General features: G+C 74.0%; 25 protein-coding genes. 4 read left to right on the forward strand and 21 right to left on the reverse strand.

All coding sequences use genetic code 11. From position 1 onward, the window contains the following. Positions 1 to 80: 80 nt before the first annotated feature. The 14 genes from AB0B33_RS32065 to AB0B33_RS32130 all read right to left on the reverse strand — a co-directional run bounded on the left by AB0B33_RS32065 (position 81) and on the right by AB0B33_RS32130 (position 13422). A complete protein-coding gene (locus tag AB0B33_RS32065) occupies positions 81 to 1772 on the reverse strand; it encodes a GAF domain-containing protein (RefSeq protein WP_360778484.1) in 1692 nt (563 codons plus the stop codon). 79 nt (positions 1773 to 1851) lie between these two features. Beyond that, complete coding sequence (locus AB0B33_RS32070; protein WP_360778486.1) at positions 1852 to 2457, reverse strand: hypothetical protein; 606 nt, start codon at positions 2455 to 2457, stop codon at positions 1852 to 1854. Continuing rightward, positions 2454 to 3455 (reverse strand): inorganic phosphate transporter, encoded by a 1002-nt coding sequence (locus AB0B33_RS32075; protein WP_360778489.1) that lies wholly within the window; start codon positions 3453 to 3455, stop codon positions 2454 to 2456. Before AB0B33_RS32075 ends, AB0B33_RS32070 begins: the two co-directional genes overlap by 4 nt. A 3-nt stretch (positions 3456 to 3458) precedes the next feature. Further along, positions 3459 to 5804: a phosphoketolase family protein gene (locus tag AB0B33_RS32080; protein WP_360778492.1), complete on the reverse strand. Its 2346-nt coding sequence runs from the start codon at positions 5802 to 5804 to the stop codon at positions 3459 to 3461. Then, positions 5801 to 6706, reverse strand: a complete 906-nt coding sequence (locus tag AB0B33_RS32085) for a universal stress protein (protein WP_360778495.1) — start codon at positions 6704 to 6706, stop codon at positions 5801 to 5803. Before AB0B33_RS32085 ends, AB0B33_RS32080 begins: the two co-directional genes overlap by 4 nt. Next, the gene (locus AB0B33_RS32090; RefSeq protein ID WP_360778498.1) at positions 6703 to 7308 is read right to left on the reverse strand and encodes a CBS domain-containing protein; all 606 of its coding nucleotides are present in this window, start codon (positions 7306 to 7308) and stop codon (positions 6703 to 6705) included. Before AB0B33_RS32090 ends, AB0B33_RS32085 begins: the two co-directional genes overlap by 4 nt. A 98-nt stretch (positions 7309 to 7406) precedes the next feature. After that, positions 7407 to 8525 carry a CHAD domain-containing protein gene (locus AB0B33_RS32095; RefSeq protein WP_360778501.1) on the reverse strand — a complete coding sequence of 373 codons (1119 nt, stop codon included), beginning with the start codon at positions 8523 to 8525 and terminating at the stop codon, positions 7407 to 7409. Beyond that, a complete protein-coding gene (locus AB0B33_RS32100; RefSeq protein ID WP_360778503.1) occupies positions 8522 to 8929 on the reverse strand; it encodes a hypothetical protein in 408 nt (135 codons plus the stop codon). Before AB0B33_RS32100 ends, AB0B33_RS32095 begins: the two co-directional genes overlap by 4 nt. Beyond that, positions 8926 to 9837 carry a universal stress protein gene (locus AB0B33_RS32105; RefSeq protein ID WP_360778506.1) on the reverse strand — a complete coding sequence of 304 codons (912 nt, stop codon included), beginning with the start codon at positions 9835 to 9837 and terminating at the stop codon, positions 8926 to 8928. The genes AB0B33_RS32100 and AB0B33_RS32105 overlap by 4 nt, the downstream gene beginning before the upstream one ends. Beyond that, on the reverse strand, positions 9821 to 10099 hold the full coding sequence (locus AB0B33_RS32110; protein ID WP_360778508.1) for a DUF1918 domain-containing protein: 279 nt from the start codon (positions 10097 to 10099) through the stop codon (positions 9821 to 9823). The genes AB0B33_RS32105 and AB0B33_RS32110 overlap by 17 nt, the downstream gene beginning before the upstream one ends. 14 nt (positions 10100 to 10113) lie before the next feature. Continuing rightward, positions 10114 to 11493, reverse strand: a complete 1380-nt coding sequence (locus AB0B33_RS32115; RefSeq protein ID WP_360778511.1) for a DUF4389 domain-containing protein — start codon at positions 11491 to 11493, stop codon at positions 10114 to 10116. Continuing rightward, positions 11490 to 12014: a flavodoxin domain-containing protein gene (locus AB0B33_RS32120; RefSeq protein WP_360778514.1), complete on the reverse strand. Its 525-nt coding sequence runs from the start codon at positions 12012 to 12014 to the stop codon at positions 11490 to 11492. The genes AB0B33_RS32115 and AB0B33_RS32120 overlap by 4 nt, the downstream gene beginning before the upstream one ends. Continuing rightward, positions 12011 to 12595: a CBS domain-containing protein gene (locus AB0B33_RS32125; RefSeq protein ID WP_247022225.1), complete on the reverse strand. Its 585-nt coding sequence runs from the start codon at positions 12593 to 12595 to the stop codon at positions 12011 to 12013. The genes AB0B33_RS32120 and AB0B33_RS32125 overlap by 4 nt, the downstream gene beginning before the upstream one ends. Positions 12596 to 12615: 20 nt before the next feature. Next, on the reverse strand, positions 12616 to 13422 hold the full coding sequence (locus tag AB0B33_RS32130; RefSeq protein ID WP_360778517.1) for a universal stress protein: 807 nt from the start codon (positions 13420 to 13422) through the stop codon (positions 12616 to 12618). A gap of 127 nt (positions 13423 to 13549) precedes the next feature. Between AB0B33_RS32130 and AB0B33_RS32135 the strand changes: the two genes are divergently transcribed. Then, positions 13550 to 14167, forward strand: a complete 618-nt coding sequence (locus tag AB0B33_RS32135; protein WP_360778520.1) for a hypothetical protein — start codon at positions 13550 to 13552, stop codon at positions 14165 to 14167. Here AB0B33_RS32135 and AB0B33_RS32140 read toward each other — a convergent pair. Both AB0B33_RS32140 and ppk2 read right to left on the reverse strand, forming a co-directional pair. After that, a complete protein-coding gene (locus AB0B33_RS32140; RefSeq protein WP_360778523.1) occupies positions 14158 to 14349 on the reverse strand; it encodes a hypothetical protein in 192 nt (63 codons plus the stop codon). The genes AB0B33_RS32135 and AB0B33_RS32140 overlap by 10 nt on opposite strands. Before the next feature lie 16 nt (positions 14350 to 14365). Next, on the reverse strand, positions 14366 to 15172 hold the full coding sequence (gene ppk2 / locus AB0B33_RS32145; protein ID WP_360778526.1) for a polyphosphate kinase 2: 807 nt from the start codon (positions 15170 to 15172) through the stop codon (positions 14366 to 14368). A gap of 129 nt (positions 15173 to 15301) precedes the next feature. Between ppk2 and AB0B33_RS32150 the strand changes: the two genes are divergently transcribed. Then, complete coding sequence (locus AB0B33_RS32150; RefSeq protein ID WP_360778528.1) at positions 15302 to 16432, forward strand: site-2 protease family protein; 1131 nt, start codon at positions 15302 to 15304, stop codon at positions 16430 to 16432. 312 nt (positions 16433 to 16744) lie between these two features. Here AB0B33_RS32150 and AB0B33_RS32155 read toward each other — a convergent pair whose 3' ends face one another. Together AB0B33_RS32155 and AB0B33_RS32160 are read right to left on the reverse strand one after the other, a co-directional pair. Continuing rightward, positions 16745 to 19009, reverse strand: coding sequence for a heavy metal translocating P-type ATPase (locus AB0B33_RS32155; RefSeq protein WP_360778531.1), 2265 nt, complete (start codon positions 19007 to 19009; stop codon positions 16745 to 16747). Beyond that, positions 18999 to 19442, reverse strand: coding sequence for a DUF2267 domain-containing protein (locus tag AB0B33_RS32160; protein ID WP_360778534.1), 444 nt, complete (start codon positions 19440 to 19442; stop codon positions 18999 to 19001). Before AB0B33_RS32160 ends, AB0B33_RS32155 begins: the two co-directional genes overlap by 11 nt. A 170-nt stretch (positions 19443 to 19612) precedes the next feature. On the opposite strand from AB0B33_RS32160, the gene AB0B33_RS32165 reads away from it, so the two are divergent. Beyond that, positions 19613 to 20638 carry a hypothetical protein gene (locus AB0B33_RS32165; RefSeq protein WP_360778536.1) on the forward strand — a complete coding sequence of 342 codons (1026 nt, stop codon included), beginning with the start codon at positions 19613 to 19615 and terminating at the stop codon, positions 20636 to 20638. A 119-nt stretch (positions 20639 to 20757) separates the two neighbouring features. Here the strand turns inward: AB0B33_RS32165 and AB0B33_RS32170 are convergent, their stop codons facing one another. Together AB0B33_RS32170 and AB0B33_RS32175 are read right to left on the reverse strand one after the other, a co-directional pair. Beyond that, complete coding sequence (locus tag AB0B33_RS32170) at positions 20758 to 21390, reverse strand: CBS domain-containing protein (protein ID WP_360778538.1); 633 nt, start codon at positions 21388 to 21390, stop codon at positions 20758 to 20760. Between the two features lie 2 nt (positions 21391 to 21392). After that, a complete protein-coding gene (locus AB0B33_RS32175) occupies positions 21393 to 22277 on the reverse strand; it encodes a universal stress protein (protein ID WP_360778541.1) in 885 nt (294 codons plus the stop codon). Positions 22278 to 22426: 149 nt separating this feature from the next. Between AB0B33_RS32175 and AB0B33_RS32180 the strand changes: the two genes are divergently transcribed. Further along, the gene (locus tag AB0B33_RS32180) at positions 22427 to 22774 is read left to right on the forward strand and encodes a hypothetical protein (RefSeq protein WP_360778544.1); all 348 of its coding nucleotides are present in this window, start codon (positions 22427 to 22429) and stop codon (positions 22772 to 22774) included. A 20-nt stretch (positions 22775 to 22794) separates the two neighbouring features. On the opposite strand, the gene AB0B33_RS32185 is transcribed toward AB0B33_RS32180, so the two are convergent. Beyond that, the gene (locus tag AB0B33_RS32185; RefSeq protein ID WP_360778735.1) at positions 22795 to 23796 is read right to left on the reverse strand and encodes a zinc-binding alcohol dehydrogenase family protein; all 1002 of its coding nucleotides are present in this window, start codon (positions 23794 to 23796) and stop codon (positions 22795 to 22797) included. Between the last annotated feature and the right edge of the window lie 45 nt (positions 23797 to 23841).

The raw sequence follows: 23841 nt of genomic DNA on the forward strand, positions 1-23841 counted from the left end.
TCCGGTTCGGCGGAAGCGGAACGCCCGCGCTGGCTGCAACGAGAAGCGAGGTGACCGAGGAGGTCGACCGCGGCCCCGCGCTACGGGATCGGCACCCACCAGGTCAGCTCGCGCTCGTGCAGCTCCGAAACCCCGCCCCACCGTCGCGCCGAGTCGGCGAGCCGCGCGAGATCCTCCTCCGGTTCCGCGCTCGACGGGCTGCCGTCGTGCGCCAGCACCACGCTCAGCTTCTCCGCCCCCGACCGCACCGCCACCCGCACCGACCCGGCGCCGGTGCCGCGGGCGATCAGCTTCAGCCCCTCCCGCAACGCCGTCACCAGCTCGTCGGCCAGGTCCGGCGGGGAGATCCCGTCCAGCTTGCCGGAAAACTCCGTCGACGCCGTGAGGCCGAGCTCGTCCCCCAGCTCCGACAGCACCTCCAGGACGCGGTCGTGCACGCTGATCGAGGACCGCGGCAGCACATCGTCCAGCTGGAAGACCGTGTCGCGGATCTGCGCGATCACCGCGTCGAGGTCGGCGATCGCCGTACGGACCCGGCGCGCCACCGCCTCCGAACGCGCCGCGCCCGCGGACGTCTGCAGGGAAAGCCCGATCCCGTACAGCCGCTGGACCACCTGGCTGTGCAGCTCCGCCGCGATCCGGTCGCGTTCGTCGTACAGCTCGTTGCGCTGCTGCTCCGCGCGCGCGTCCGCCAGCTCGATCGCCACCGAGGCCTGGCTCGCGAAGCCGGCCGCCATCTCCAGGTCGTCACCCGTGAAGCCCGGCCTGCCGATCTTCCTGGCCGCTGTGAGCACGCCGTTCACCTGCCCCGCCCCGGTCAGCGGGACCACCAGCACGGCGTCGAGGTCGGTGCGCAGCGCGGGGGGCGCGTCCGGCAGGCCCTGCCGGTCGACCCACGACCCCAGCACCGGCGCGCCCGTGGTGAACACCTGCCCGGACATCGTTCCGGTGCGCTCGACCTGACGTCCGACCAGCTCGTCGGCGCCCAGGCCGACCGCGACTTCGATGCGCAGCCGATCGGCGTCGGGCCGCACCACGGTGACCAGGTCGGCGTCCGCGAGGTCGAGGGTGTGCTCGGCGATCAGCTCCAGTGGCCGCCCGGACCGCGTCGCGAGCAGCTCGCGCATGATCGCCCCCGACGCCCCCAGCCACTCCTGCTGCTTGCGCGCGGTCTCGTAGAGCCGGGCGTTGTCGATGGCCTGACCCGCGGTCGCCGCCAGCGCGAGCGCCAGCTGTTCGTCTTCCGCGGTGAAATCGCCGTGCCGGCACTCGGTGAGGTAGAGGTTGCCGAACACGACCCCGCGGACCCGGATCGGCACGCCGAGGAAGCTGCGCATCGGCGGGTGCTCGGCGGGGAACCCGGACGAGCGCGGGTCGTCGGTGATGTTCGCGAGCCGGATCGGGCGCGGGTCCTCCACCACGGCCCCGAGCAGGCCTTTTCCCTCGGGGAGCCGTCCGACCCGGGCGACCGTCTCGTCGTCCATGCCGACGTGGACGAACTCGGCGAGCTGCCCGTCCGGCCCGATCACCCCGAGCGCCGCGTACCGCGCGCCCAGCAGCTCCCGGGCCGCTTCGACGATGCGGCGCAGCAACGTGGGCAGCGCGAGGTCGCCGGTCACCACCTGGCTCGCGTGCAGCAGGCCGCGCAGGCGACCTTGGGTACCCATGACCTCCTGGGCCCGCTCCACGAGCTGACCCAGCAACTGGTCCAGTTCCATCCTCGGCAGGTCCGGGAACGTCAGCCGGTCCTGCTCCTCGCCCGTCCCGCTCACGAGAAACAGTGTCCCGCCCCCTACGGGGTGCGGGTCAAGCCGCGGCGCGCGTCATTCCGGTGAATCGTTCACCGGTCTTTCACGAGATTTTGCAAACGGCGTACCAGGTGCGGCGCCCCAACCGTTGCACAGCCGATGCGAGGTGCTCGGCCCGGCGGTAGAGCTCCCGCAGCCGCATCTCCCGGCGCGGGTCCGGCTCGGTCTCCAGACCCGCGATCGCCCGCCGGTAGGCGTGTTCCGCGGCGTCCAAAGAGGACACCGCCGTGTCGGCCGCCACCGCCGCGCTCGCGGCGGGCAACGCGTCGAGCGCTTCGTGCAGCAGGTCGAACGCGGTCACCGACGTCAGCACCATCGCGCTCAAGTGGTCGTCCGGCGGAGTGCGCGACAAATCGGATTCGCGGACCAGCATGTAAGCCGCTTCGGCGATTTCGCCCAGCCGTTCCGCGAGTTCGAACACGTCCTCGGCCTCCAGCGGCGTGCTGAACGCCTCGCGGACCGCCATCAGCACCTCACGGCGTTCGGCCGACTGGACCAGCACCGGCGTGTGCAGTTCCCCGCCGGTCGGCTCGCCGCGGGCCCAGCCCGCCAATGCGGTCATCACCTCGCTGACCGTGCTCGCCTGGTCCCGGAGCAACCCCAGCACGTCCGGGTTGTGCGGCAGGAACCACGTCTTCGGGAGCTTCACGCGAACCACCTCCAGAGCGGGAGCGCGGCGGCGCCCAGCACGGCGCACGCCGGCAGGGTGACCAGCCACGCGGAACAGATTTCGCCGACCACGGACCACCGCACGTGGCGGGCGTGGCGGCTGGCACCGGCGCCGACCACGGACGCGGCGACGACGTGGGTGGTGCTGACCGGGGCGCCCACCCCGGCCGCGGCGAGGATCACCGCGGCCGAGCCGCCTTGGGTCGCCAGGCCGTCGACCGGGCGCATCCGGTAGATGCCGCGGCCGACGGTCTTCACCACCCGCCAGCCGCCGGAGGCGGTGCCGAGCGTCAGGGCGCTCGCCGCGGCGAGCTTCACCCACAGCGGGACCGCGAAAGCCCCGAGGTGCCCGGTCGCGACCAGCAGCAGCGTGATGACGCCCATGGACTTCTGGGCGTCGTTCGCGCCGTGGCTGAAGGCCAGCGCGCCGGCGGTCACCCACTCGGCGCGCCGGATCGCGACGTCCACCCGCCGCCGGGCGCGGCGCAGGGCCCGGCGCGCCACGCGGTCGGCCGCCGCGCCCAGCCCGGCGCCGAGCAGCGGTGACAGGGCGAGGCCGGCCAGCACGCCGAGCACTCCGGTGACGTGCAGCCCGTCAACCCCGCCCCACCGCACCCCGGCGAAGCCGCTCGCCCCGACCAGCCCGCCGACCAGCGCGTGGGACGAGCTCGACGGCAGCCCGCGCCACCAGGTGAGCAGGTTCCAGGCGATCCCGGCGGTGACCGCCGCGCCGACCGCGGGCAGCACGTCCGCGGCCGGCAGGCGGACCACCCCGCCGACGGTGTCGGCGACGGTCGTCCCGGCCAGCAGCGGCCCCGCGACGTGGCACGCGGCCGCCAGCAGCAAGGCCGCGCCCGGGGTGGCCGCGCGGGTCGCGACCAGCGCCGCCACCGAGTTCGCCGAGTCGTGGAACCCGTTGGTGAAGTCGAAGACCAGGGTGATCGCGACCGCCACGGCCAGCGCGACCGCGGCGCTCACGCCTCAGCCCGCCCAGGTCCAGTGCCGGACCTCGGGCAGGTCCTCCCCGTGGGTGCGGATCCAGCGGCGGTGCCGTCCCTGTGCTTCGGTCATCCGCTGCCGCAGCACCCCGGCTGTCGCCACCAGCCCCGGCACCCGGTCGATCACGTCGATCACCAGCTGGAACCGGTCCACGTGGTTGAGGACCAGCATGTCGAACGGCGTCGTCGTCGTGCCGTGCTCGGTGTAGCCGCGCACGTGGAGGTCGTGGTGACCGGTGCGGCGGTAGGCCAGCCGGTGGATCAGCCACGGGTAGCCGTGGTAGGCGAAGATCACCGGCCGGTCCGGCGTGAACAGCGCGTCGTACTCCCGGTCGTTCAAGCCGTGCGGGTGTTCGGCCTCGGGTTGCAGGCGCATCAGGTCGACGACGTTGACCACCCGCACCGCCAGGTCCGGCAGCTCGGTGCGCAGGATCTGGGCGGCCGCCAGGATTTCCAGCGTCGGGGCGTCGCCCGCGCAGCCGAGGACGACGTCCGGTTCGCGGTCGGTGTGCGTGCTGGCCCACTCCCAGATGCTCACCCCGCGCGCGCAGTGCAGCGCGGCCTGCTCGGCGTCGAGCCAGTTCGGCGAATCGTTCTTGCCGGCCACGACGACGTTCACGTAGTCCCGGCTGCGCAGGCAGTGCGCCGCGACCTCCAGCAGCGTGTTGGTGTCCGGCGGGAAGTAGACGCGCACGACCTCGGAGCTCTTGTTCGCCACGTGGTCGACGAACCCCGGGTCCTGGTGGGAGAAGCCGTTGTGGTCCTGCCGCCACACGTGCGAGGTGAGCAGGTAGTTCAGCGACGCCACCGGGCGCCGCCACGGGATCTGCCGGTGCACCCGCAGCCACTTGATGTGCTGGTTCACCATCGAGTCGACGATGTGCACGAATGCCTCGTAGCAGGAGAAAAGCCCGTGCCGCCCCGAAAGCAGGTAGCCCTCGAGCCAGCCCTGGCACAGGTGCTCCGAGAGCACCTCGAGCACGCGGCCGTCCGGCGCGAGGTGCTCGTCGACCGGCTCGATCGCGGCCTGCCACGCCTTGGCGGTGACGTCGTAGACCGCGTCGAGGCGGTTGGACGCGGTCTCGTCGGGGCCGAAGAGGCGGAAGTTCGCCCGGTCGGCGTTGAGCGCGAACACGTCCCGCAGGAACCGGCCGAGTACGCGGGTCGGCTCGGCCGCGGTCGCGCCCGGAGCCGGGACCGCCACGGCGTGGGACGCGGTGTCCGGCAGCGTTAGCGGCCGCAGGAGCACGCCCCCGTTGGCGTTCGGGTTCGCGCCCATCCGCCGCTCCCCCGCCGGGATCAGCGCGGTGACGTCGGCGACCGGCCGGCCGGCCTCGTCGAACAACTCGGCGGGCCGGTACGACAGCAGCCAGTCCTCGAGCTGCTTCAGGTGTTCCGCGTTGTGCCGGACCTCCGCGAGCGGAACCTGGTGCGCGCGCCACGTGCCTTCGACCGGCAGTCCGTCCACAACGGACGGACCGGTCCAGCCCTTGGGGCTGCGCAGCACGATCACCGGCCACACCCCGCGCCGCTCGGCGAGGGTGGCGACCGCCGAGTCGAGCGCCGCGGCCATCACCTGGTGCATCACCTCCGGATCGCTGCCCTCGACGTAGATCGGCGCGTAGCCGTAGCCGCGCAGCAAAGCGTCCAGCTCGGCCGGCGCGATGCGTGACAGCACGGTCGGGTTGGCGATCTTGTACCCGTTGAGGTGCAGGATCGGCAACACCGCGCCGTCGCGGACCGGGTCGAGGAACTTGTTGGCGTGCCACGACGTCGCCAGCGGGCCGGTTTCGGCTTCGCCGTCGCCGACGACGCACGCGACCAGGAGCCCGGGGTTGTCGAACGCGGCCCCGAAGGCGTGCGCGAGCGAGTAGCCGAGCTCGCCGCCTTCGTGGATCGAGCCGGGCACCTGGGGCGCGACGTGGCTGGGCACGCCACCGGGGAAGGAGAACTGCTTGAACAGCTCCGCCATCCCGGCCGCGTCCCGGGTGACCTCGGGCCAGGCGTCGGTGTAGCTGCCTTCCAGCCACGTGTTGGCCAGCAGGGCCGGACCGCCGTGGCCGGGGCCGGTGACGAGCATGGCGTTCAGGTCATGGGCCAGGATGGCCCGGTTGAGGTGGGCGTAGACGAAGTTGAGCCCGGGCGAGGTGCCCCAGTGCCCGAGCAACCTCGGCTTGACGTGCTCGGGGCGCAGCGGGTCGCGCAGCAGCGGGTTCGCCATCAGGTAGATCTGGCCGGCCGCCAGGTAGTTCGCGGCCCGCCAGAGAGCGTCGACCTGGGCGAGCTCGGTGCCGCCGAGCACCGCGGGCCGCGTACCGAGCGCGGTCACGCCTTCTTCTCCGGGCGGACCACGAGCACCGGGCACTGGGCGTGCTGGACGAGCGCCTGGCTGGTGGAACCCAGCAGCATCCCGGTGAAGCCACCGCGGCCCCGGCTGCCGACGACCACGAGCTGGGCGGTCTCGCTCGCCTCGAGCAGGACGTGCCGGGCCCGCTCGCGCACGAGCAGGCGGCGGATCTCGACGTCGGGGTACTTCTCCTGCCAGCCCGCGAGCCGCTGGACCAGCAGCCGCTCCTCGTCTTCTTCGAGGGTGGCCGGCTGGGTCAGGATCCGGGCCGTGCCGCGGGTGTTCTCGTAGGCGACGTCGTTCCAGGCGTGCGCCGCGACCAGCGGGACCCCCCGCAGCGAAGCTTCCTCGAACGCGACTCCGATGGCCTGCTCGCTGTTCGGGCTGCCGTCGACGCCGACGACGACCGGGCCCGAGTCCGGGACGACCGCGGAGCCGTGGCGGCCGCGGACGACCACGACCGGGCAGTGCCCGTGCGCCGCGACCGTGCCGGCGGTGCCGCCGACCAGCATGCCGGTGAACCCGCCGGAGCCGGTGGCGCCCAAGACCAGCATCCGGGCGTGGCGGGACTCGTCGATCAGCAGCGGAACCGGGGGGTCGTCGGGCATGTCGGTCGTGACGGCCAGGTCCTTGTCGATCGCCGCCGCGAGGGCACGGGCGTCGGCGAGGTGCTTCTCCGCGTCGGCCCGGATCGCGTCGAACAAGGTCGCCGCGCCGACGCCGGAAAGCCCGCCGCCGTAGTAGAGCCCGGCGATCTGCAGGCCGTGCACGACCCTCAGCTCGAGGTGCCGCAGGGACGCGAGCTTCGCGGCCCAGACGACGGCCGCGGAGGAACCCGCCGAGCCGTCCACGCCCACGGTGATCCTCGGGTCGATGGCGCTCATTTTCTCTGCTCCTCACCCGCGTACGCGGTGTCGGCGGCGACGACACCCGGCACGGCGAGCGCCAGCAGCCGGGCGACGTGCCGGTCGGATTCGTCGTCGAACTGGTCGGTGATGTGCACGGACCCGTCGCGGACCGCGACCTCCCAGCGGCCGCCGCCGTAGATCTCCAAGCGGTGCCGCACGTCCCGGGCGATCTCGGCGTCTTCCCGCGCGAGGACGCGGACGACGTCGCCGCGGGTGACGATGCCGACGACGGCCGAGCCGTCGACGATCGGCATCGCGCGGATCCGGGCGTCCACCAGTGCCTGGCACAGGTCGGCGACGTCGGTGCCGGAGCTCATGGCGGTGACCGGGGTGGTCATCAGGTCGCCGGCGGTCTTGCCGGCCACGGATTCGCGGGGCTCGTGGGAGTAGCGGGAGTCGGCCGGGATGCGGCCGCGGATCAGGTCGGCCTCGGTGACGATGCCGACCAGCCGGTCGTCGTCGTCGACCACGGGCAGTGCGGTGAAGCCGTGCATGGACAGCAGCCCGGCCGCCTCCTTGGCGGACGTCCACGGGTGCACGGTGATCACCGGCGCGGTCATCAGGTCGCGTGCGCGCATCGGGGTTCCTTTCGGTCACCTCCCAACCTAGGGAGGCGGGATCCCGGTGACCGCTGGCGTCGGTCACCGGTCGCGGGGACTTACGTCCCTTCGCGCGTTCACGTCCACAAGGGACGAAGGCCCCGGCGGAGCCGCTGCCACGCCGCGGGCAGCGCCGCCGCGCACCGGGCCGCCACGGCCGCCTCGGCCGCCCGGGCCGCCGCGAGCGCGCCGTCCCCGGCTTCCAGCGCGCTCAAGTGCTCTTGCGCGACGACGGCGTCCTGGAACTCGCCGAGCAGGTCCTGGAAGGCCTCGAGCGCCGGCTTGGCGCCCGGCGGCCGGCCCCCGGCCTCCAGCGCGTACCGCAGTCGCTTGGCGGCCTTGCGCACGTCGTGGACGGCCCGGTCGCGCGCCGGCCCGGCGGGCAGCCCGGCCACCCGGGCCACGCGGCCGTCGACGTCCTCCGCCACCGCACGGGCGAGCTTCGGCAGCACCTTCGCGGCAGGGCGGCGAGCGGCCTTGCGCCACTCGCGGCGCGGCTGTTCGCTCAAGACCACTTCGAGCACGTCGAGGGCGTTGAGCAGCTGGGCGTACCGGTGGCTGTCCAGTGCGCGCCGCACCTGCTCCCGCGCCTCGCCGGCCAACGCCGCGAAGTAGGCGTCCGTCCGCTCCCCCGCCCAGGCGCGCGAGCGAGCCCACTGGACCTCGACGTCGCGGGCCGGAGCGAGCTCACCGCCGAGCCAGCGCAGGGCGCCGCCGATTTCGCGCACCAGCTTGGTGCCACCCAATACGGGCGCGTAGGCCGAGAAAGCACCTCGCAACCGGTGCGCGGCGACGCGCATGCGGTGCACCGCATCGGGCTTGTCCTGCCGCACGGCCAGGTCCGCCGCGGCCAGGGCCGCGATCTGCGTCCGCACGTACCGCAGGACCACGCCCCGAGCCGAATCGTCGTGCGGCCGGTGCGGTTCGGCGATCCGGCCGCCCACGGCCGCGCGCAGCCCGGCGGCACCGCCGCCGTCGAGCCGCGCCACCGGCACCAACTGCGCGTCACGGGTGTACGCCCGCAGCAGCCGCGACAGGGTGGGCGGGACGGCCTGGTCCGAGCCGGTGAAGCGCACCTCGCCGTCCGGCGTTTCGAGACGCCATTCGCCGCCGCGGACGCCCAGTGTCAAACCGCTCCGGAGGAGCCGGAGGGCGTCGGTGTCGAAGAACGCGGTGCCCGCGACCGTGGTGGTCATGACCCGGCCAGCCGGTGACGGGCCAGCAAGGCCAGCCCGAGGAGCACCACCACGAGGCCCGCGGTCACCCACTGGACCGGGGCCCGGACGCCGATCACGCCGAACTGGACCGCCAGCCAGCCGGTCAGCACCCCGCAGGCGGCCAGTGCCGCGACCGGCGCGCGGAAGTCGATCCGCCAGGCGAACACCGAAGCCGCGGCCAGGGTGCCCCCGATGCCCAGCGCCAGCGCGAGCCCCGGCAGCACCCAGCTGGTCAACCCGAGCGGGGCCAGCCAATCGACCGGCATCGTGAACCCCGGCGCGCCCGCGGCCAGCGAGATCCCGCCGTACACCGCGCTCGCCGCCAGCAGCGTCTCGAACGTGGCCAGCAGGCGCATCGTGGCCCGCGTCCGCAGCGTGCTCACGCCCCGCTCCCGGTCCGCTGCGGCCGGACGACCGCGACCGGGCACGGCGAGTGCGCGATGAGCGCTTGGCTCGTCGAGCCGAGCAGCATGCCGGTGAACCCGCCGCGGCCGCGGCAGCCGACCACGATCAGCTGGGCGCGCTCGCCGCGTTCCAGCAGGGTCCGCACCGGGCGCCCGCGGGTGACCTCCAGCTCGATCGTCAGGTCGGAGTACTTCCGCTGCCAGCCCACGACCTGCTCGGCGAGCTTGACGCGCTCCGCCGTCGCGATCGCGACGGGATCCTCCTCGAGCGGGTGCGCGCGGAGCATGCCGTCGGCGAGGACGTCGCTCCACGTGTGCACCGCGACGAGAGCGGTACCGCGCAGCCGGGCCTCCTCGCACGCGAACGCGAGCGCGACGTCGCTGTCGGGCGAGCCGTCGGCGCCGACGAGCACCGGCCCGGTGGCCGGCGGCGGGTCGTGCGGCGTCCGGCCGCGGACCACGACGATCGGGCAGTGCGCGTGCGCCACCACCGAGACGGCGGTCGAGCCGACGAGCAGGCCGGTGAACCCGCCCAGCCCACGCGAGCCCAGCACGACCAGCTCGGCGTGCTGCGACTCCTGCACCAGCGCGGTGACGGGGCTCCATTCCCGGGCGGCCGTGGTGATCTCCAGGCCCGGGTGCTCGGCGAGCACCGCGGTCTTCGCCTCGGCGAGCCATTCTTCGGCTCTCGCCGCCAAGCCTTCGCGCACTCGCTCGTGCGTGCCGAACGCGACCGGAGCGCTCACCTGCGGCAGGGCGTAAACCTGCACGAGCCGCAGGGGGCGGCCCCGGCGGACGGCCTCGGTCCCGGCCCAGACGGCCGCCTGCACCGCCGAGGCCGAGCCGTCGATGCCGGTGACGACGGCGCCGTCAACGAACCCGTGCATGGCCGTCCTCCTCGTGGATGAGCCGCTGGACCCGGTCGAAGCGGGTGCGGGCGCGGTTCTCCTCGGCCTGCTCCTCCTCGGCGGTCAGCACGATCGCGTCCGGTCCGGGGAAGACCGTCGACACGTGGTCGTCGTGCGTCCAGCGGACGACGTAGGGCGGGCCTCCGTCGGCCGAGCGGACCTCCAGGATCAGGCCGCGCTGTTCCGGCACGTCGACCCACGGGCCCTTGACGACGAGCCAGTCGCCCGGCTGTGCGTGCATCGTCCCTTCCTTTCTCAAACGTCCACAGTGGACGGCTCAGGGGTGTGCGGGGTGCCGGGGCGCCGCGAGGCGCGGTGCGCGGCGACGGCGATCAGGACGACGCCGCCGGCCAGCGTGACGGCACCGGAAGCCAGCAGGGCCAAGGCGATCCAGCCGAGCGCGGGTGCGGTGGCGCCCGCGTCGGCGCGCACGGAGACCCCGCGCGAGGAGTCGGCGTTCATCACGACGGCGGTCCACTGCCCGTCGCGCACCGGCCAGCCGACGGTCTGCGTGCCCGCGCCCGACGCGCTCGCTACCCACACCCCGGCGTCACCGGGCAGGACCGCCGGAGCACCGCCCGGGTGCGTGCGGTTCCCGGCGGTCGTGTACTCCGTGGCGGCCAGGTACCGCTCGACGTCGGCCGTGCGGCCGATGCCCACGAAGACCGGGCGGCCGGCGGTGTCCGCGGCCCGGATCCGGACGTCGCCGAGGACGGCCGTCGCCTTGGGTGCCGCCACCCCCTGCAGCGCCACGGGATCGGTGGCGACCGCGTAGCCGTCCGAGACGAAGGTGGCCGACGCGGTGAGGTACCCGTCGGCGTCGCGCTGGGTGCGATCCGCCCACAGCACGGCCCCGCCGCCGGTGAGCAGGCCCATCGACCCGAACACCAGCACCGCGCCGGTCACCGCGGCGACGATCCGGCCGGCGGTCCAGCCGGCCGCGTGCGGGTGGGGCGCCTGCGGGTGCGGCGGCTCGTGGCCGGCTTCGGCGCCGCCCATGTCGAGCCGGAACGGCGGGTACTCGTCGGTCATCAGCGACACGTAGGCCGCGACGCGCAGCACCCACCGGTCCATCCCGAGCACGAAGTCGAAGATCGGGCGCGGGTAGCGGCCGGTGAACAGCAGCACCACACCCGCGACGACGACCAGTACGCCCACGAGACCGCCGGCGGCCCAGTCGAAGCCGCCATCGTCGGCCCGGAAGGCCAGCCAGCTGCCACCGCCGACGAACAACCCGACGATGACGAAGTGCGGGATCGCGAGCAGCCACCACTTCACGAGCACCAGCCCGCGCGAAAGCCGTTCCGGGTAGGCGATTTCGAGCCGTGCCGGGTAGTCCGGGACGTCGGCGAAGGTGAACGGCGGGTACCGGTCGGTGCCGAGCGCGGCGTAGGAGTAGTACTGCACGCGCCAGCTCCAGCGCAGCACACCGGAAGTGAACTCGAACAGCGGCCGGGGGTACCGGCCGGTCACCAGGATCGCGAAGAAGGCCGCGATCGTGGCGAACGGGTAGGCGAACCACAGGAACGCCAGCAAGACGTAGTGCGGGACGGCCAGCAGCCACTTCACCAGCCAGAGCCCACGGGACAGCGGTTCGTCCAGGGTCGCCTCGACCCGGACCGGGTAGTCGGTCATGACACGCTCCGTTCCGCGTGGGCCAGGCTCGTCCCGATCTCGCGGCCCCAGGCGCGGATCGAGGGCCAGTCCCGGTTGTCGGCGTCGGGGACCCGAAGCGCCGTCACCACGGCGCGTTCGGGGAAATTCAGGGTGTGGCGGTCGATCCGGCCGCCGAACAGCCGGTGGCCGCGGGCGTCGAGCCGGCGCACGAGGTCGTCGACGACGACGGGCTCTTCGGCCGGGTGCGTCTGCTCACCGACCGGACCGCTGGAAAAGAGCCACACCGGCACCCGGCGCAGCTCCTCCGCGCACGACTCCGCGAGCTTCCTGGCCGGTTCGAGCCAGTGTCCCAGGTAGACAGCGCTGCCGAGGACCACGGCGTCGAAGCCTTCGATCGAGTGCACGAGAGCCGCGTCGCGGACCTCGACGACCGACCGCGCCCCGGCGCCGGTCAGCGCGGAGCCGAGCGCGGTGGCCACGCTTTCGGCGATTTCCCTGGTGGACCCGTGCCGGGTCGCCACCGCGACGAGGACCTTCATGTCGTCACCGTCGCCTCTTCCCACAGTTCGACGCCCACGACGCCGTAGACCGTCTTCGCCAATGCCGTCACGACCCGGCGTTCGGCCTCGTCGGTGAACACGCCGCGGATGGTCACCATGCCGCCGGTGACGGAGACGGCCCAGCGGTCGCGGTGCCCGGAGTAGTCGGCGAGCAGGGCGTTGAGGTGCGAGGCGACCGAGTCGTCCTGGCGCACCAGCGGCGTGAGCATGTCGCGGCGGCTGACGATGCCCACGAGCACACCGTCGTCCACCACCGGGATGCTGCGCAGCCGGTCGCCCAGCATGCGGCGGGCGATCTCGGCGACGTCGGTGTCGAGCCCGACCGTCTCGGCCGGTGCGGTCATCGTCGTGGCCACCAGCACGTCCGGCGCCGGTCCCTTCCCGGCGACGCCGCTCGAGAGCGCATCGGCTTCGGTGAAAACGCCGAGCACGGCGTCGTCCTCGCCCACCACCGGCAGCGCGGCGACGCAGTGTTCGGTGAGCAGCACGATAGCTTCGCGGACCGGCGTCGCCGGGCCGACCCGGACCACGGGCCTCGTCATGATGTCGCGTGCCTTCACGACAGCTCCTTCCCTGGAGGTCAGTGCACGACGGCGACCGGGCAGGCCGCGTGCGCGAGCAAGGCGTTGCCGGTCGACCCCAGGACGCCGCCGGCGACCGGACCGCGGCCGCGCGTGCCGACGACGAACAAACGGGCGTCGGGAGCGACGTGCTGCACGGCGCGCGCCGGTACCCGGTCCCGCACGACCTGGCTGAACACCTCGAGGTCCGGGTACTTGCCCTGCCAGGCCGCGACCCGCGTTTCGAGTTCGTACTGTTCGGCGACGCCGTCTCCGGCGTGCCAGGCGTGCACGACCAGCAGCCGCGCCCGGGTCGCGGCGGCCGTCTCGACGGCGAACCGCAGCGCGTGCTCGCTGGACTCCGTCCGGTCGATCCCGACGACGATGGGCCCCTTCCGGGCCGGCCGGTGGCCGGGGACCACGACGACCGGGCACGGCGCTTCCGCCGCCACGCGCAGGGCCACCGAACCGATCAGCGCGCCACGCAGGCCGCCGAGGCCGTGGGAGCCGAGCACCACCAGCGCCGCGTCGGCCGCCTCTTCGAGCAGCAGGTCGACCGCCAGGCCGAGCCGGACCGCCGTCTCGACCCGCACCCCGGGCACCTGCTCGCGGGCGATGTCGGCAGCGCGGCGGAGCCAGCGGTGGACGTGTTCCAGCAGGAGCTCTTCGTGCGCCCGCGGGGGCGTGTCGTCGAAGACGGACGCGTGCACCAGCCGCAGCGTCACGTCGCGGCGCATCGCTTCTTCCGCCGCCCAGCGGACGGCGGCGAAGGACGCCTCCGAGGCGTCCACCCCGGCGAGCACGGGGCGGTGCGCGGGTGCGGTCATCGGATCCTCCTGGGGGTCGGGAAACCAGGATGAGCGGAGCGGGTACTGGCCGGTCAGAGCACGAAGTCCCTTTCGCCGGGGACCAAATCCGCCTGTCCCGGCGGCCGGGCCGGCCGACGCTGGGAGGATGACCACACCCGATCTGCTCATCGACCACTTCCTCCCGCACCCGCACTTCGAGCTGGTGCGCAACGAAATCGTGGACGCGCCGGTGAAGGACACCTACGCGGCGGCGCGCGAACTCGACTTCACCGACGTCCGGGGCGGCGTCGTCGCGGCCGCCGGGTGGCTGCGCACGCTGCCCGAGCGCTGGCACAACCGCCGCCACGGCCCACCCCGGCAGCCGACCCGGCTGACCCCGGACGACCTGGACGCGGGCTCGGACTGGACCCTCCTCGGCGACCGGCCGGGCAGTGAGTTCGCGCTCGGCGTCGCCGGCAAGTTCTGGCGGCCGGTGATCACCTGGCGGCGGGTCGAGGCCGACGACTTCGCGGCGTTCGACGAAGCCGGCTACGGCAAGCTGGTGCTGGCGGTGTCGGCGTTCCCCTACGGCCCGCACCGCACGGTGCTGACGGTGCACACGCGGGTCCGGATGAGCGATCCGGAGAGCTGGGTGAAGTTCCGCCGCTACTGGCGGATCGCCCGGCCGGCGCTCGGTTCCGTCCACACGGCGCTCATCCGCGCGGTGGCCGCGAACGCCCGGGAGCGGGCGCTCGCGGCCTACACGCGGACCGATCAGCCCTGAGGCTCCGCCGCCGGCTGCCGGGGCGTGTCCCCGGCAGCCGGCACGACGTCCGCTTCGTTTTCCTTGATCGCGTGGTGTTCGACGGCACGCAGGTAGTGGCCCAGCGCCGGGCCGTGCCGTCCGCGCTCGGCGACGTCGCGCCGCGCCTCGGCTTCGATGGCCGCCTTTTCCTTGTCGTCCATGGTTCTCCTCCTCGGTTCAGCGCGGCAGCAGGGTCGCCGCGTGGTCGGGGACGTAGGTCTGCAGCCGCCGGTCGGGGCGGAAGTAGCCGGTCGGCTCGGGCCGCGGCGGCAGCGAGACCGCCTGGCGGAACACTTCGTGGTACGGCACGCTGGCGAGCAGGTGCGCGATCATGTTCAGCCGCCCGCGCCGCTTCTCCTCGCTTTCCACCACGTGCCAGGGGGATTCGGTGGTGTCGGTGTGCACGAACATGTCGTCCTTGGCGCGGGAGTAGTCCTCCCAGTGCGTCACCGACTGCAGGTCGATCGTCGAGAGCTTCCAGCGGCGCATCGGGTCGTCGATGCGGGCGCGGAACCGGCGTTCCTGCTCGTCGAGGCTGACGGAGAACCAGTACTTGCGCAGCAGGATGCCGTCGTCGATGAGCAGGCGCTCGAAGATCGGGCACTGCTGGAGGAACCGCTTGTGCTCTTCGGGCGTGCAGAACCCCATCACCCGCTCGACGCCGGCGCGGTTGTACCAGCTGCGGTCGAACAGCACGATCTCGCCGGCGGCCGGCAGGTGCTCGATGTAGCGCTGGAAGTACCACTGCGTGCGCTCGCGTTCGGTCGGGCCCGGCAGCGCGGCGATCCGCACGACGCGGGGATTCAGGTGCTCGGTGACGCGCTTGATGGTGCTGCCCTTGCCCGCCGCGTCCCGGCCTTCGAACACCACCACCAGGCGAGCGCCTTCGTGGCGCACCCACTCCTGCAGCTTGACCAGCTCGGCCTGCAGCCGCAGCAGCTCGCGCTCGTAGAGCTCGCGCGGGAGCTTCTTCCGTCTGCCCATACCCCGACGCTACGAACCGCGGTGGCCGCCCGGCTGCGGCCGGACGTCGGCGGCGCAGGGGTCTTTGGTCACTCCCCGCGAGGCGGTGCGGCCCTCGCCCGCGCGCGCCCGCGGGAGGACCGTCGGGGCATGAACGCCACCTTCCCGCTCGGGCGGCCCGCCGGTGTCCGCGTCGGCGCGCACTGGTCCGTGCTGCTGATCATGGCCCTGCTGGCCGGACTGCTGGCGCAATCCCTGCTGCCCGAGGCGGTCCCCGGGCGGTCCCCGGCGGTGTACTGGACGGCCGGGGTGCTCGGCGCGGTGCTGTTCCTCGGCTCCCTGCTGGCGCACGAACTCGGCCACGCGCTCGTCGCGCGGCACCGCGGGCTGGCCGTCGACCGCGTCACGCTGTGGGTGCTCGGCGGCAGCACCGAGATGTCCGACGAACCCCCGACCCCGTGGACGGCGTTCGCGGTCGCGGTCGCCGGCCCGGTGACGAGCCTCCTGGCCGGTGCGGGCTTCCTCGGTGCCTCCCTCCTGCTTCCCGGCATCGCCGGTGTCACGGCGTCCTGGCTGGGCTGGACGAACCTGGCGCTGGCGGTGTTCAACCTGCTGCCGGGCGCACCGCTGGACGGCGGCCGGGTCCTGCAGGCGATCGTCTGGCGGCTGACCGGCGACAAGCGCCGGGCGCAGGCCACCGCGGCCCGGTCGGGCAACGTCGTCGGGCTGCTGCTGGCCGTGGCCGGGCTGGTCGAGCTGCTGTGGTTCGGCGGTTTCGCCGGTCTGTGGCTGGCGGGGATCGGCTGGTTCCTGGCCTTCAGCGCCCGTGCCGAGCTCGCGGCGGGCCCGGCACGCGAGGTCCTCGGCCGGATCCGGCTCGGCGAGATCATGACGCCCGACCCGGTCACGGCTCCCGGCTGGTTCACCGTCCGGGGGTTCGCCGAGCAGGCCGCGTCGGCGCGGTTCCGCACGTTCCCGGTGGTTTCGTTCGACGGCCGCCCGCTCGGTGTGGTCAGCCTGGCCCGGCTCGGCCGCGTACCGGAACAGGTACGGGCCTCGACCCGGGTCGAAGACGTCTGCGCGCGACCACCCGCTTGCCTCTTGGCGGCCCCGGAAACCCCGCTGAGCGCGGTCCTCGGCCGGATCGGCAACCGGCCGGGGCAGGACCTCGTCCTGGTGGTCTCGGACGGCGTGCTGGCCGGCGTGGTCAGCCCGGCCGACGTCGCCCGCACGCTCGAGCTGGCGGTGCTGGGCGCCGAAGCCCACCGCCCGGCCCGGTAGCGCGGAGCTCAGCGACCCGGCGTGACGCCTGCGGGGCCGTCACGACCTGGCGGAAACCGCTGCTGCAACGCCTTCCAGGCTGGGTGGACTCGCCCGCTTCCACTTCGCCGAGGAGGACTCGGAAGCTCACGGGCAGACCACGAAGCTTGGGGAACTCAACACCGCGTTGTACTTCCCGCTGCGGTCGGACGTCGACGAGGCCAAGAGGCCGGCGACCGCGCACTACCGTTGCGAGTGCGGTGAAAGCTGGTTCTGCAGCCACTCGTTGAGCAGCGGGCCGGTTCAGCTGAGTTGTCACCGACGTTCGGCTGCTCAGGTCGACGGAAGCGTGAAGTACGCTTCCTCCTCCTGCGCGAAGTGCAGCGTCAGCACCGCGTCCAGGCCGTAGAGCGTCGCCCGCAGGTCGTCCACCTGGTCGGGCTGGATCCCGCCGGGCGCCTCGGCGACGTGCCGCTGCAGGCGCCGGGCCAGGCGGCCGATCTCCGCGTGCTCCCGGCTCATCGTCACCGTGCCCTCCGGGCCGCCGAGTGCCGTGGCCAGTGCCGGGTACAGCTCGGTCTCCTCGGCCTGTTCGTGCGGCAGCAGCTGGTCGGTCAGCGACCGGCACGCGGCCCGGACCGCCGCGTCCGCCGCCGGGGTCGCGCCCTCGGCCAGTGCGTCGGCGGCCTGCCGGACCGCGGCGCGCGCCGGGAGCAGCCGTTCGTGCTCCGACTCGAACCGCCGCACCATCGCCGCCGGCGCCGGCCCCCGTGCCTTCCGGTCGCCCAAGGCGCGCAACGCGTTCAGGATCACCACGACGTCGATGGCTTCCTGGACCAGGGCACCCGCCACCGGGACCAGGAACCCGCCGGCCGCGGCGAGCATCGCCAGCAGCGACAGCAGAGTCCCGGCCACCGCGCTCTGCACGGCCAGCCGGTGCGACCGGCGGGCGATCTCCGCCGCGTCCGCCAGCCGGTCGAGGCGGTCGTCGAGGATCACCGCGTCGGCGGCCTGCGCGGCCGCCGTCGCCCCGCGCGAGCCGAGTGCGACCCCGACGTCGGCCGCCGCCAGCGCGGGCGCGTCGTTGACGCCGTCGCCGGTCATCACGGTCACGCCCCGGGCGCAGGCGGCCGCCACCGCGGCGACCTTCCCCGCCGGCGTCACTTCGGCGTCGACGTCGTCCAGGCCGAGCATCGCGGCGACCTCCTGGGCGTTGTCGACGCGGTCGCCGGTGAGCAGCCGGACCTCGCCGATCCCGGCGGCCCGCAGCCGCCGCATGGTGCGGGCGGCGTCGGGCCGGATCGGGTCCTTCGCGAGCAGTGCCGCGACCGGCTCGCCGTCGAACTCCACCCACAGCACGGACGCGAGGTCCAGCCGGCCGCGCCGGGCGGCGCCCCGCGCCCACGCCGGCAGTCCGGCCCGGCGCGAGCGGCCCACCCGCACCTCGCGTCCGCCGGCCCGGCCGCGCACACCGGCTCCGACTTGCTCGGTGACGTCTTCGGCGGCCGCCGGGGTGACCCCGGCCGACGCGGCGGCGCGCACGACGGCTGCCGCCAGCACGTGCGGCGAGTACTGTTCGACGCCGGCCGCGCCGGCGAGGACTTCGGCCACGTCGTGTTCCGGCGCGCAGACGACGTCGGTGATCTCGGGCCGGCCCCGCGTCACGGTGCCGGTCTTGTCCATCAGCAGGACGGAGGCCCGGCCGAGCGCTTCGAGCGCGGCGCCGTCCTTCACGACCACGCCGGCCTTCGACGCCCGGGACATGCCCCCGGTCACCGCGATCGGGACGGCCAGCAGCAGCGGGCACGGCGTCGCCGTCACCAGCACCGCGACCGCCCGGCCGGGATCCCCGCTCAGCAGCCACGCGAGTGCGGCGATCAGCAGCGCCGCGGGCAGGAACCAGATCGCGACGCGGTCGGCGATCCGGGCCACCCGCGCCGTGCGGGCTGCGGCCTGCTCGGCGAGCCGCACGACGCCGGCGTAGGCGCTGTCGGCCGCGGCGGCGCTCGCCCGGACGTCCACGGCGGCACCCGCGTTGACGACTCCGCTGTGGACGGTGTCGGCCGCGGGCCGGGTCACCGGCAGGGGTTCGCCGGTCAGCGCGGACTCGTCGAAGGTGCCGCCGTCGGGCAGCACGCCGTCGACCGGTACGACCTCACCCGGCAGCACGACGATCAGCTGCCCGGACCGCACCTCCTCGACCGGGACGGTCTCCTGGCCGGTCTCGGTGCGCAGGTGTGCCACGCGCGGCGCCCGGTCGAGCAGCGCAGTCAGGTTCCGGCTCGCCCGCCGCCGCGCCCCGGCTTCGAGGACGCGTCCGGTGGCGACCATCGCCGCGACGATCGCGCCCGCGAGGTACTCCCCCACCACCAGGGTGGCGACCAGCGCGAGCACCGCGAGCAGGTCGGCACCCCAGCGCTTGGCCCGCAGGTCGGCGACGACCCACGCGGCGGCCGGGATCAGGGTGACCACGTCCGCGGCCGCCCAAACGGCGTTCGCCGTGACCGGGGCGGCCAGCCACCACGCGACGCCGCCGGCCGCGACGAGCGTCACGACGGTGGCCAGGAGCCCGGCTTCCCGCACACGATCACCACGCACGGGGTGCCTCCGCGTGACCGGTCAGCAGCGCCGTCAGGGAGCCCGGCAGCGCGCGGAGAACGTCCTCGAGCCGGTCGGGCGCGCACAGCTTCTCCAGCGCCGCCGTCACGGCCACCGCCGCTTCGGGGACTTCGGCGCGGGTGGTGTCCGCCGAACCGGCGAACCTCGCGACGAAGCCCGGCACGTCGTAGCGGGTGGGCACGTGGTGCGGGGTCCAGCTTTCGTAGAACAGCCCGCGCAGCAAGTCCGGCAGTGACGCGGCGAAGCGGGCGGCGGACTCGACGGTGAGCCGGTCCCGGACGGTGTGCAACCACGCCCGGAGCATCCGGTAGGCGACCGCGCGGTCGCCGGTGCCGAGCCGCTCGCCCACGGCGGCCAGCCATTCGGTCGCGATCTCCGCTGCCCCGGCGAAGGGGACTTCCGGGTGCCGCATGCGCACCTCCCGTTCGATCGGAAGCACCAGGGTCGCCCCGGCGACCCCGCCGGAAAAGGGCCTAAGGGCCTCGACCGGGTCACCTCGGCGTACCCGCGTGGAAGCCCTTCGGCCCTGGGGGGCGCCGCCCGGCCCGGAAAGCATGGGAGCACGCGATCCGAGGAGGAACGATGGACCACACGACGCCCGACGCCTACACCGTGAGGGCGGCCGTCGCGCTCGCGGTGCGGGCCCCATCGGTGCACAACTCCCAGCCGTGGCAGTGGCACTTCAGCGGCCGCACGGTCGAGCTGCGGGCCGACCCGCGCCGCCGGCTGCGGCACGCCGACCCCGACGGCCGCGACCTGCTCGTCAGCTGCGGCTGCGCCCTGCACCACTTCACGGTCGCCGCCGCGGCGATGGGCTGGGCGGCGCAGGTCCACCGGCTGCCCGACCCGGCGCGGCCGGACCTGCTCGCCCGCATCGACCTGGTGCCCCACGACACCCGCGACGCCGACATCGCCCTCGCTGCGGCCATCCCCCGCCGCCGCTCGGACCGCCGGCGCTACGCAGCCGGGCCGTTGCCGGTGCGCGACGAGATCTTCCTGCAGAAGAGCGCGTCCGACCGGGACGCCGTTCTGCGGATCGTCACCGAAGCACCCCGCCGGTCGGCGCTCACGGGCGCGGCCACCGAAGCCGACGGCCTCCACCGGGCGGACCCGGACTACGAGATCGAGCTCGCGGCGTGGAGCGGACGGCACTACGCACCGGACGGAGTACCCGCGCGGAACGCGGTCCGCGCCCCGGTTTCGCCGCACGAACTGCGGGTCCGCGAGTTCGCCGGCGCCCGCTTGCCCGACACGGCGGGTCCGGACGGCGCCGCCCTCACCGTGCTGGCCACCGCGGGCGACACCGCCCTCGACCGCCTCCACGCCGGCGAGGCCGCCAGCGCGGTTCTGCTCACCGCGACCCGGCTCGGCCTCGCGTCGTGCGTGTACACCGAGCCGTTCGAGCTCACCAGCACGCGCGCCCTGGTCCGCGACTGCGTCCTCGACGGACGGCTCGAGCCGCAGCTGGTCATCCGCGTCGGCCACCTGCCACCGGGCGCGCCCCCGCTGCCGGCCACACCGCGACGCCCGATCAGCGAGGTCCTGCGCCCGGTCGCCCACCCGTACGGCGCGGGCCTGCCGATCCCGGACCAGCTGCGCGGCCGGTGAGTCCGCACGGAAAAGCCCTTCGGCAGCCATTGCCGGAGGGCCTTTCTCGTGGCTCGCGTGCTTCGCGGGCGTGACGAAGACCTCCATCCACTTCGGACGGAGGTCTTCGTCAGGCTCGCTCAAGCCACGTCGTTCCAGACGTAGTCCAGGCGGTTGCGCACCTCCACGACGCCGGACAGCTCCTGGATCAGCCGCGTCACCGGGTCGATGTCGCTGCGCCGCTCCACGCGGCCCACGACCGTCACGATGCCGGCGCGCACCTCGACGCGCACGCGGTCCGGGCCGAGGTTCAGCTGCTCGCGCAGCACCCGGTCGCTCACCTCGCGCTCGAGGTCCGCGTCGCCGCGGGTGAAGACCGAGACCAGGTCACGGCGGGACAGCACGCCCGCCACCTTTCCGCCGCGCAGCACGAACAACCGCCGGACGCCGCTGTGCGCGAACGTCGCGGCCGCCTCGGCGAGCGTGGCGCCGGCGTCGATCGTGACGGCCGGGCTGGTCATCAGGTCCTTCGCCACGCACGCCGTCGCCTTGCGGGCGAGCCGGCGGTCGCGCCACCGGGGTTTGCGGTCCCACAGGTGGGGGAGCAGATCCGCCTCGGAGACGACCCCGACGAGCGCGCCGGTCTTGTCCAGCACCCCGACCGCGCTGATCCCGTTGCCGGTGAGCAGCTGGGCGATGTCCTTGAACGGCGTCTGCGCGGAGACGGTGATCGGGTCGGCGGTCATCACCACGGACACCGGGCCGGCGTTCATGTTCACACCTCTTTCTCGGTGCGGACGACCATGACGGGGCAGCCCGCGTGGTGCAGCAGCGCCTGGCTCGTCGAGCCGAGGACGAGGCCGGTGAAACCGCCGCGGCCGCGGCTGCCGACGACGACCAGCTGCGCGTCGTGACTCGCCGAAAGCAGGCGGGCGCGGGGTTTGTCGTGCTCGACCCGGCGCTCGACGGCCACGTCCGGGTACTTCTCCTGCCACCCGGCGAGCCGCTGCGCGAGCAGCCGGCGGCCGGAATCCTGCAGACCTTCGCCCTGGAACGCGACGTTGCCGTCGCTGAACAAGCCGGCGGTGTCGCCGTCGTGCCACGTGTACAGCGCGATCAGCGGGGCGTTGCGGAGCGAAGCCTCCTCGAAGGCCCACGCGATCGCGGCCTCGCTGAGCGGGCTGCCGTCGGTGCCGACGATGACCGGGCCGTCGACGTTTTCGTTCCCGCGCACGACGACCACCGGGCAGTGCGCCTTGGCGGCGAGGTCCACGTCGGGCGAGCCGCTGAACAACCCCGCGATCGAGCCGACGGGCTCCCCGGTGACGAGCAGCCGGGCCCGGCCCGACACCTCCAGCAAGCCCGGTACCGGGCCGCGGTCACTGGTCTCGGTGGCGATCTCCAGCCCGGGAACGGCGGCTTCGAGGGTGGCGCGCGTCTGCCGGACCAGCTGGTCGGCTTCCGCTTCCTTGACCGCGAGCCAGTCCGACGGCGGGTAGAGCTTGCCGCCGAACGCGGCGTCTTCGTAGCCGTACGCGGTGAAGACGAGCAACGAAGCGTGCCGGCGGGCGGCTTCCCCGGCCGCCCACAGCGCAGCCGCGGCAGCCGTTTCCGAGCCGTCCACGGCCACCACGATCGGCGGGTTTCCGGTTGCGCTCATGACGTTTCCTCCGAGGGTCAAGTTCGTCGACCCGACGGTAGGTCGCCGCCGGAAGCACCCGCTGCGGTCGTTCGTCCTCGCCCCAGGTGACCTTCGGCCGCTCCTGGTACGTGGCCAGGCGGGCATCGTGAGCGGGAGGAGGTTCCGCGATGCCCCAGGAATGGCGAGACGCCGCGGCGACCGTGCCGGTGCTGGTCACGGTCGCCCTGTACGTCGATTACCTGCCCGACGGAGCGGCGCTGTGGGTACACGGCGCTCGCGCCATGGCCGCGACGGCGCTCGCGCTGGGCCTGACCGCCTGCGTGCTCGGGGCGCAGCGGTGGACCCGCGCGTCGCTGTGGCTCGGTGTCCCGCTCGGCGTGGCCGCGCTGCTGCTCGCGGTCTTCACCCTGGTCACGGGTGACCGCCCGGTGCTCGCGGTGCTCATCGGGCTGATCGCGGTGCTGTGGGCGGTCACGACGGTCCGGCACTTCCGGATCCCGGTGAGGCGGCCGTGACCGTCCGGCTGGGGTACGGCTCAGCCGGCCCGCAACACCGCCGCACCGTTGACCCGGTCCGCGGCCAGGTCCGCCAGGGCCTGGTCCGCCTCGCCCAGCGCGTACGGCACCGTGCTGACACCGAGGTGGTGCACCCCGGCGAAGGCCAGGAACTCCCGCGCGTCGGCCCGGGTGTTCGCCGTGACACTGCGCACCTGACGCTCCTGGAACAGGTGCTGCTGGTAGTTCAGCGCGGGCACGTCGGACAGGTGGATGCCCGCGATCGCCAGCGTTCCCCCGCGGTCCAAAGCGGCCAGCGCCGGGAGCACCAGTTCGCCGGCGGGCGCGAACAGGATCGCGGAATCCAACGGCTCCGGCGCCGGGTCGGCGGCGTCGCCGGCTGAGGCCGCACCCAGCGCCAAGGCGAGCTCGCGCGCTTCGGCGCTGCGCGTCATGACGTGCACGGTGGCACCTCGCGCGATCGCCACCTGGGCGGTCAGGTGCGCGCTGCCGCCGAAACCGTAGATCCCCAGCCGCCCGTTCTCCGGCACCTCGGCCCGGGCGAGCGCGTGGTAGCCGATCAGCCCGGCGCACAGCAACGGCGCCAGCTCGTCATCGGAATAGCCGGTGGGCAGCGGCAGTGCGTAGGCCGCCGGGACGACGGCGTACTCGGCGTACCCGCCGTCGGCGTCCCAGCCGGTGTAGCGCGACTCCGGGCAGAGGTTCTCCCGCCCGCGCAGGCAGTACCGGCAGCGGCCGCAGGTTCCGCGCAGCCACGCGATCCCCACCCGGTCACCGGCCGCGAAGCCGGTGACGTCGCCGCCGGGCGCGACGACCTCGCCGACGACCTCGTGGCCCGGCGTCACGCCTTCCCGGTGCACCGGGAGGTCGCCTTCCGCGACGTGCAGGTCCGTCCGGCAGACGCCGCACACCAGCACGCGCACGAGCAGTTCGCCGTCCGCAGGGCGCGGCACCGGTACCCGCGACCGGTCGAGGGGGCCCGTGGCGATCGGCCCGGGCCGGGTGACGCGCCAGGCGGCCATGGTGGCCGGCAGGTTCACGACGGGCCTCCTGCGCTCGCGGGACTC

Source organism: Amycolatopsis sp. NPDC049159, from assembly GCF_040648295.1.
Taxonomy (GTDB): domain Bacteria; phylum Actinomycetota; class Actinomycetes; order Mycobacteriales; family Pseudonocardiaceae; genus Amycolatopsis; species Amycolatopsis pretoriensis_A.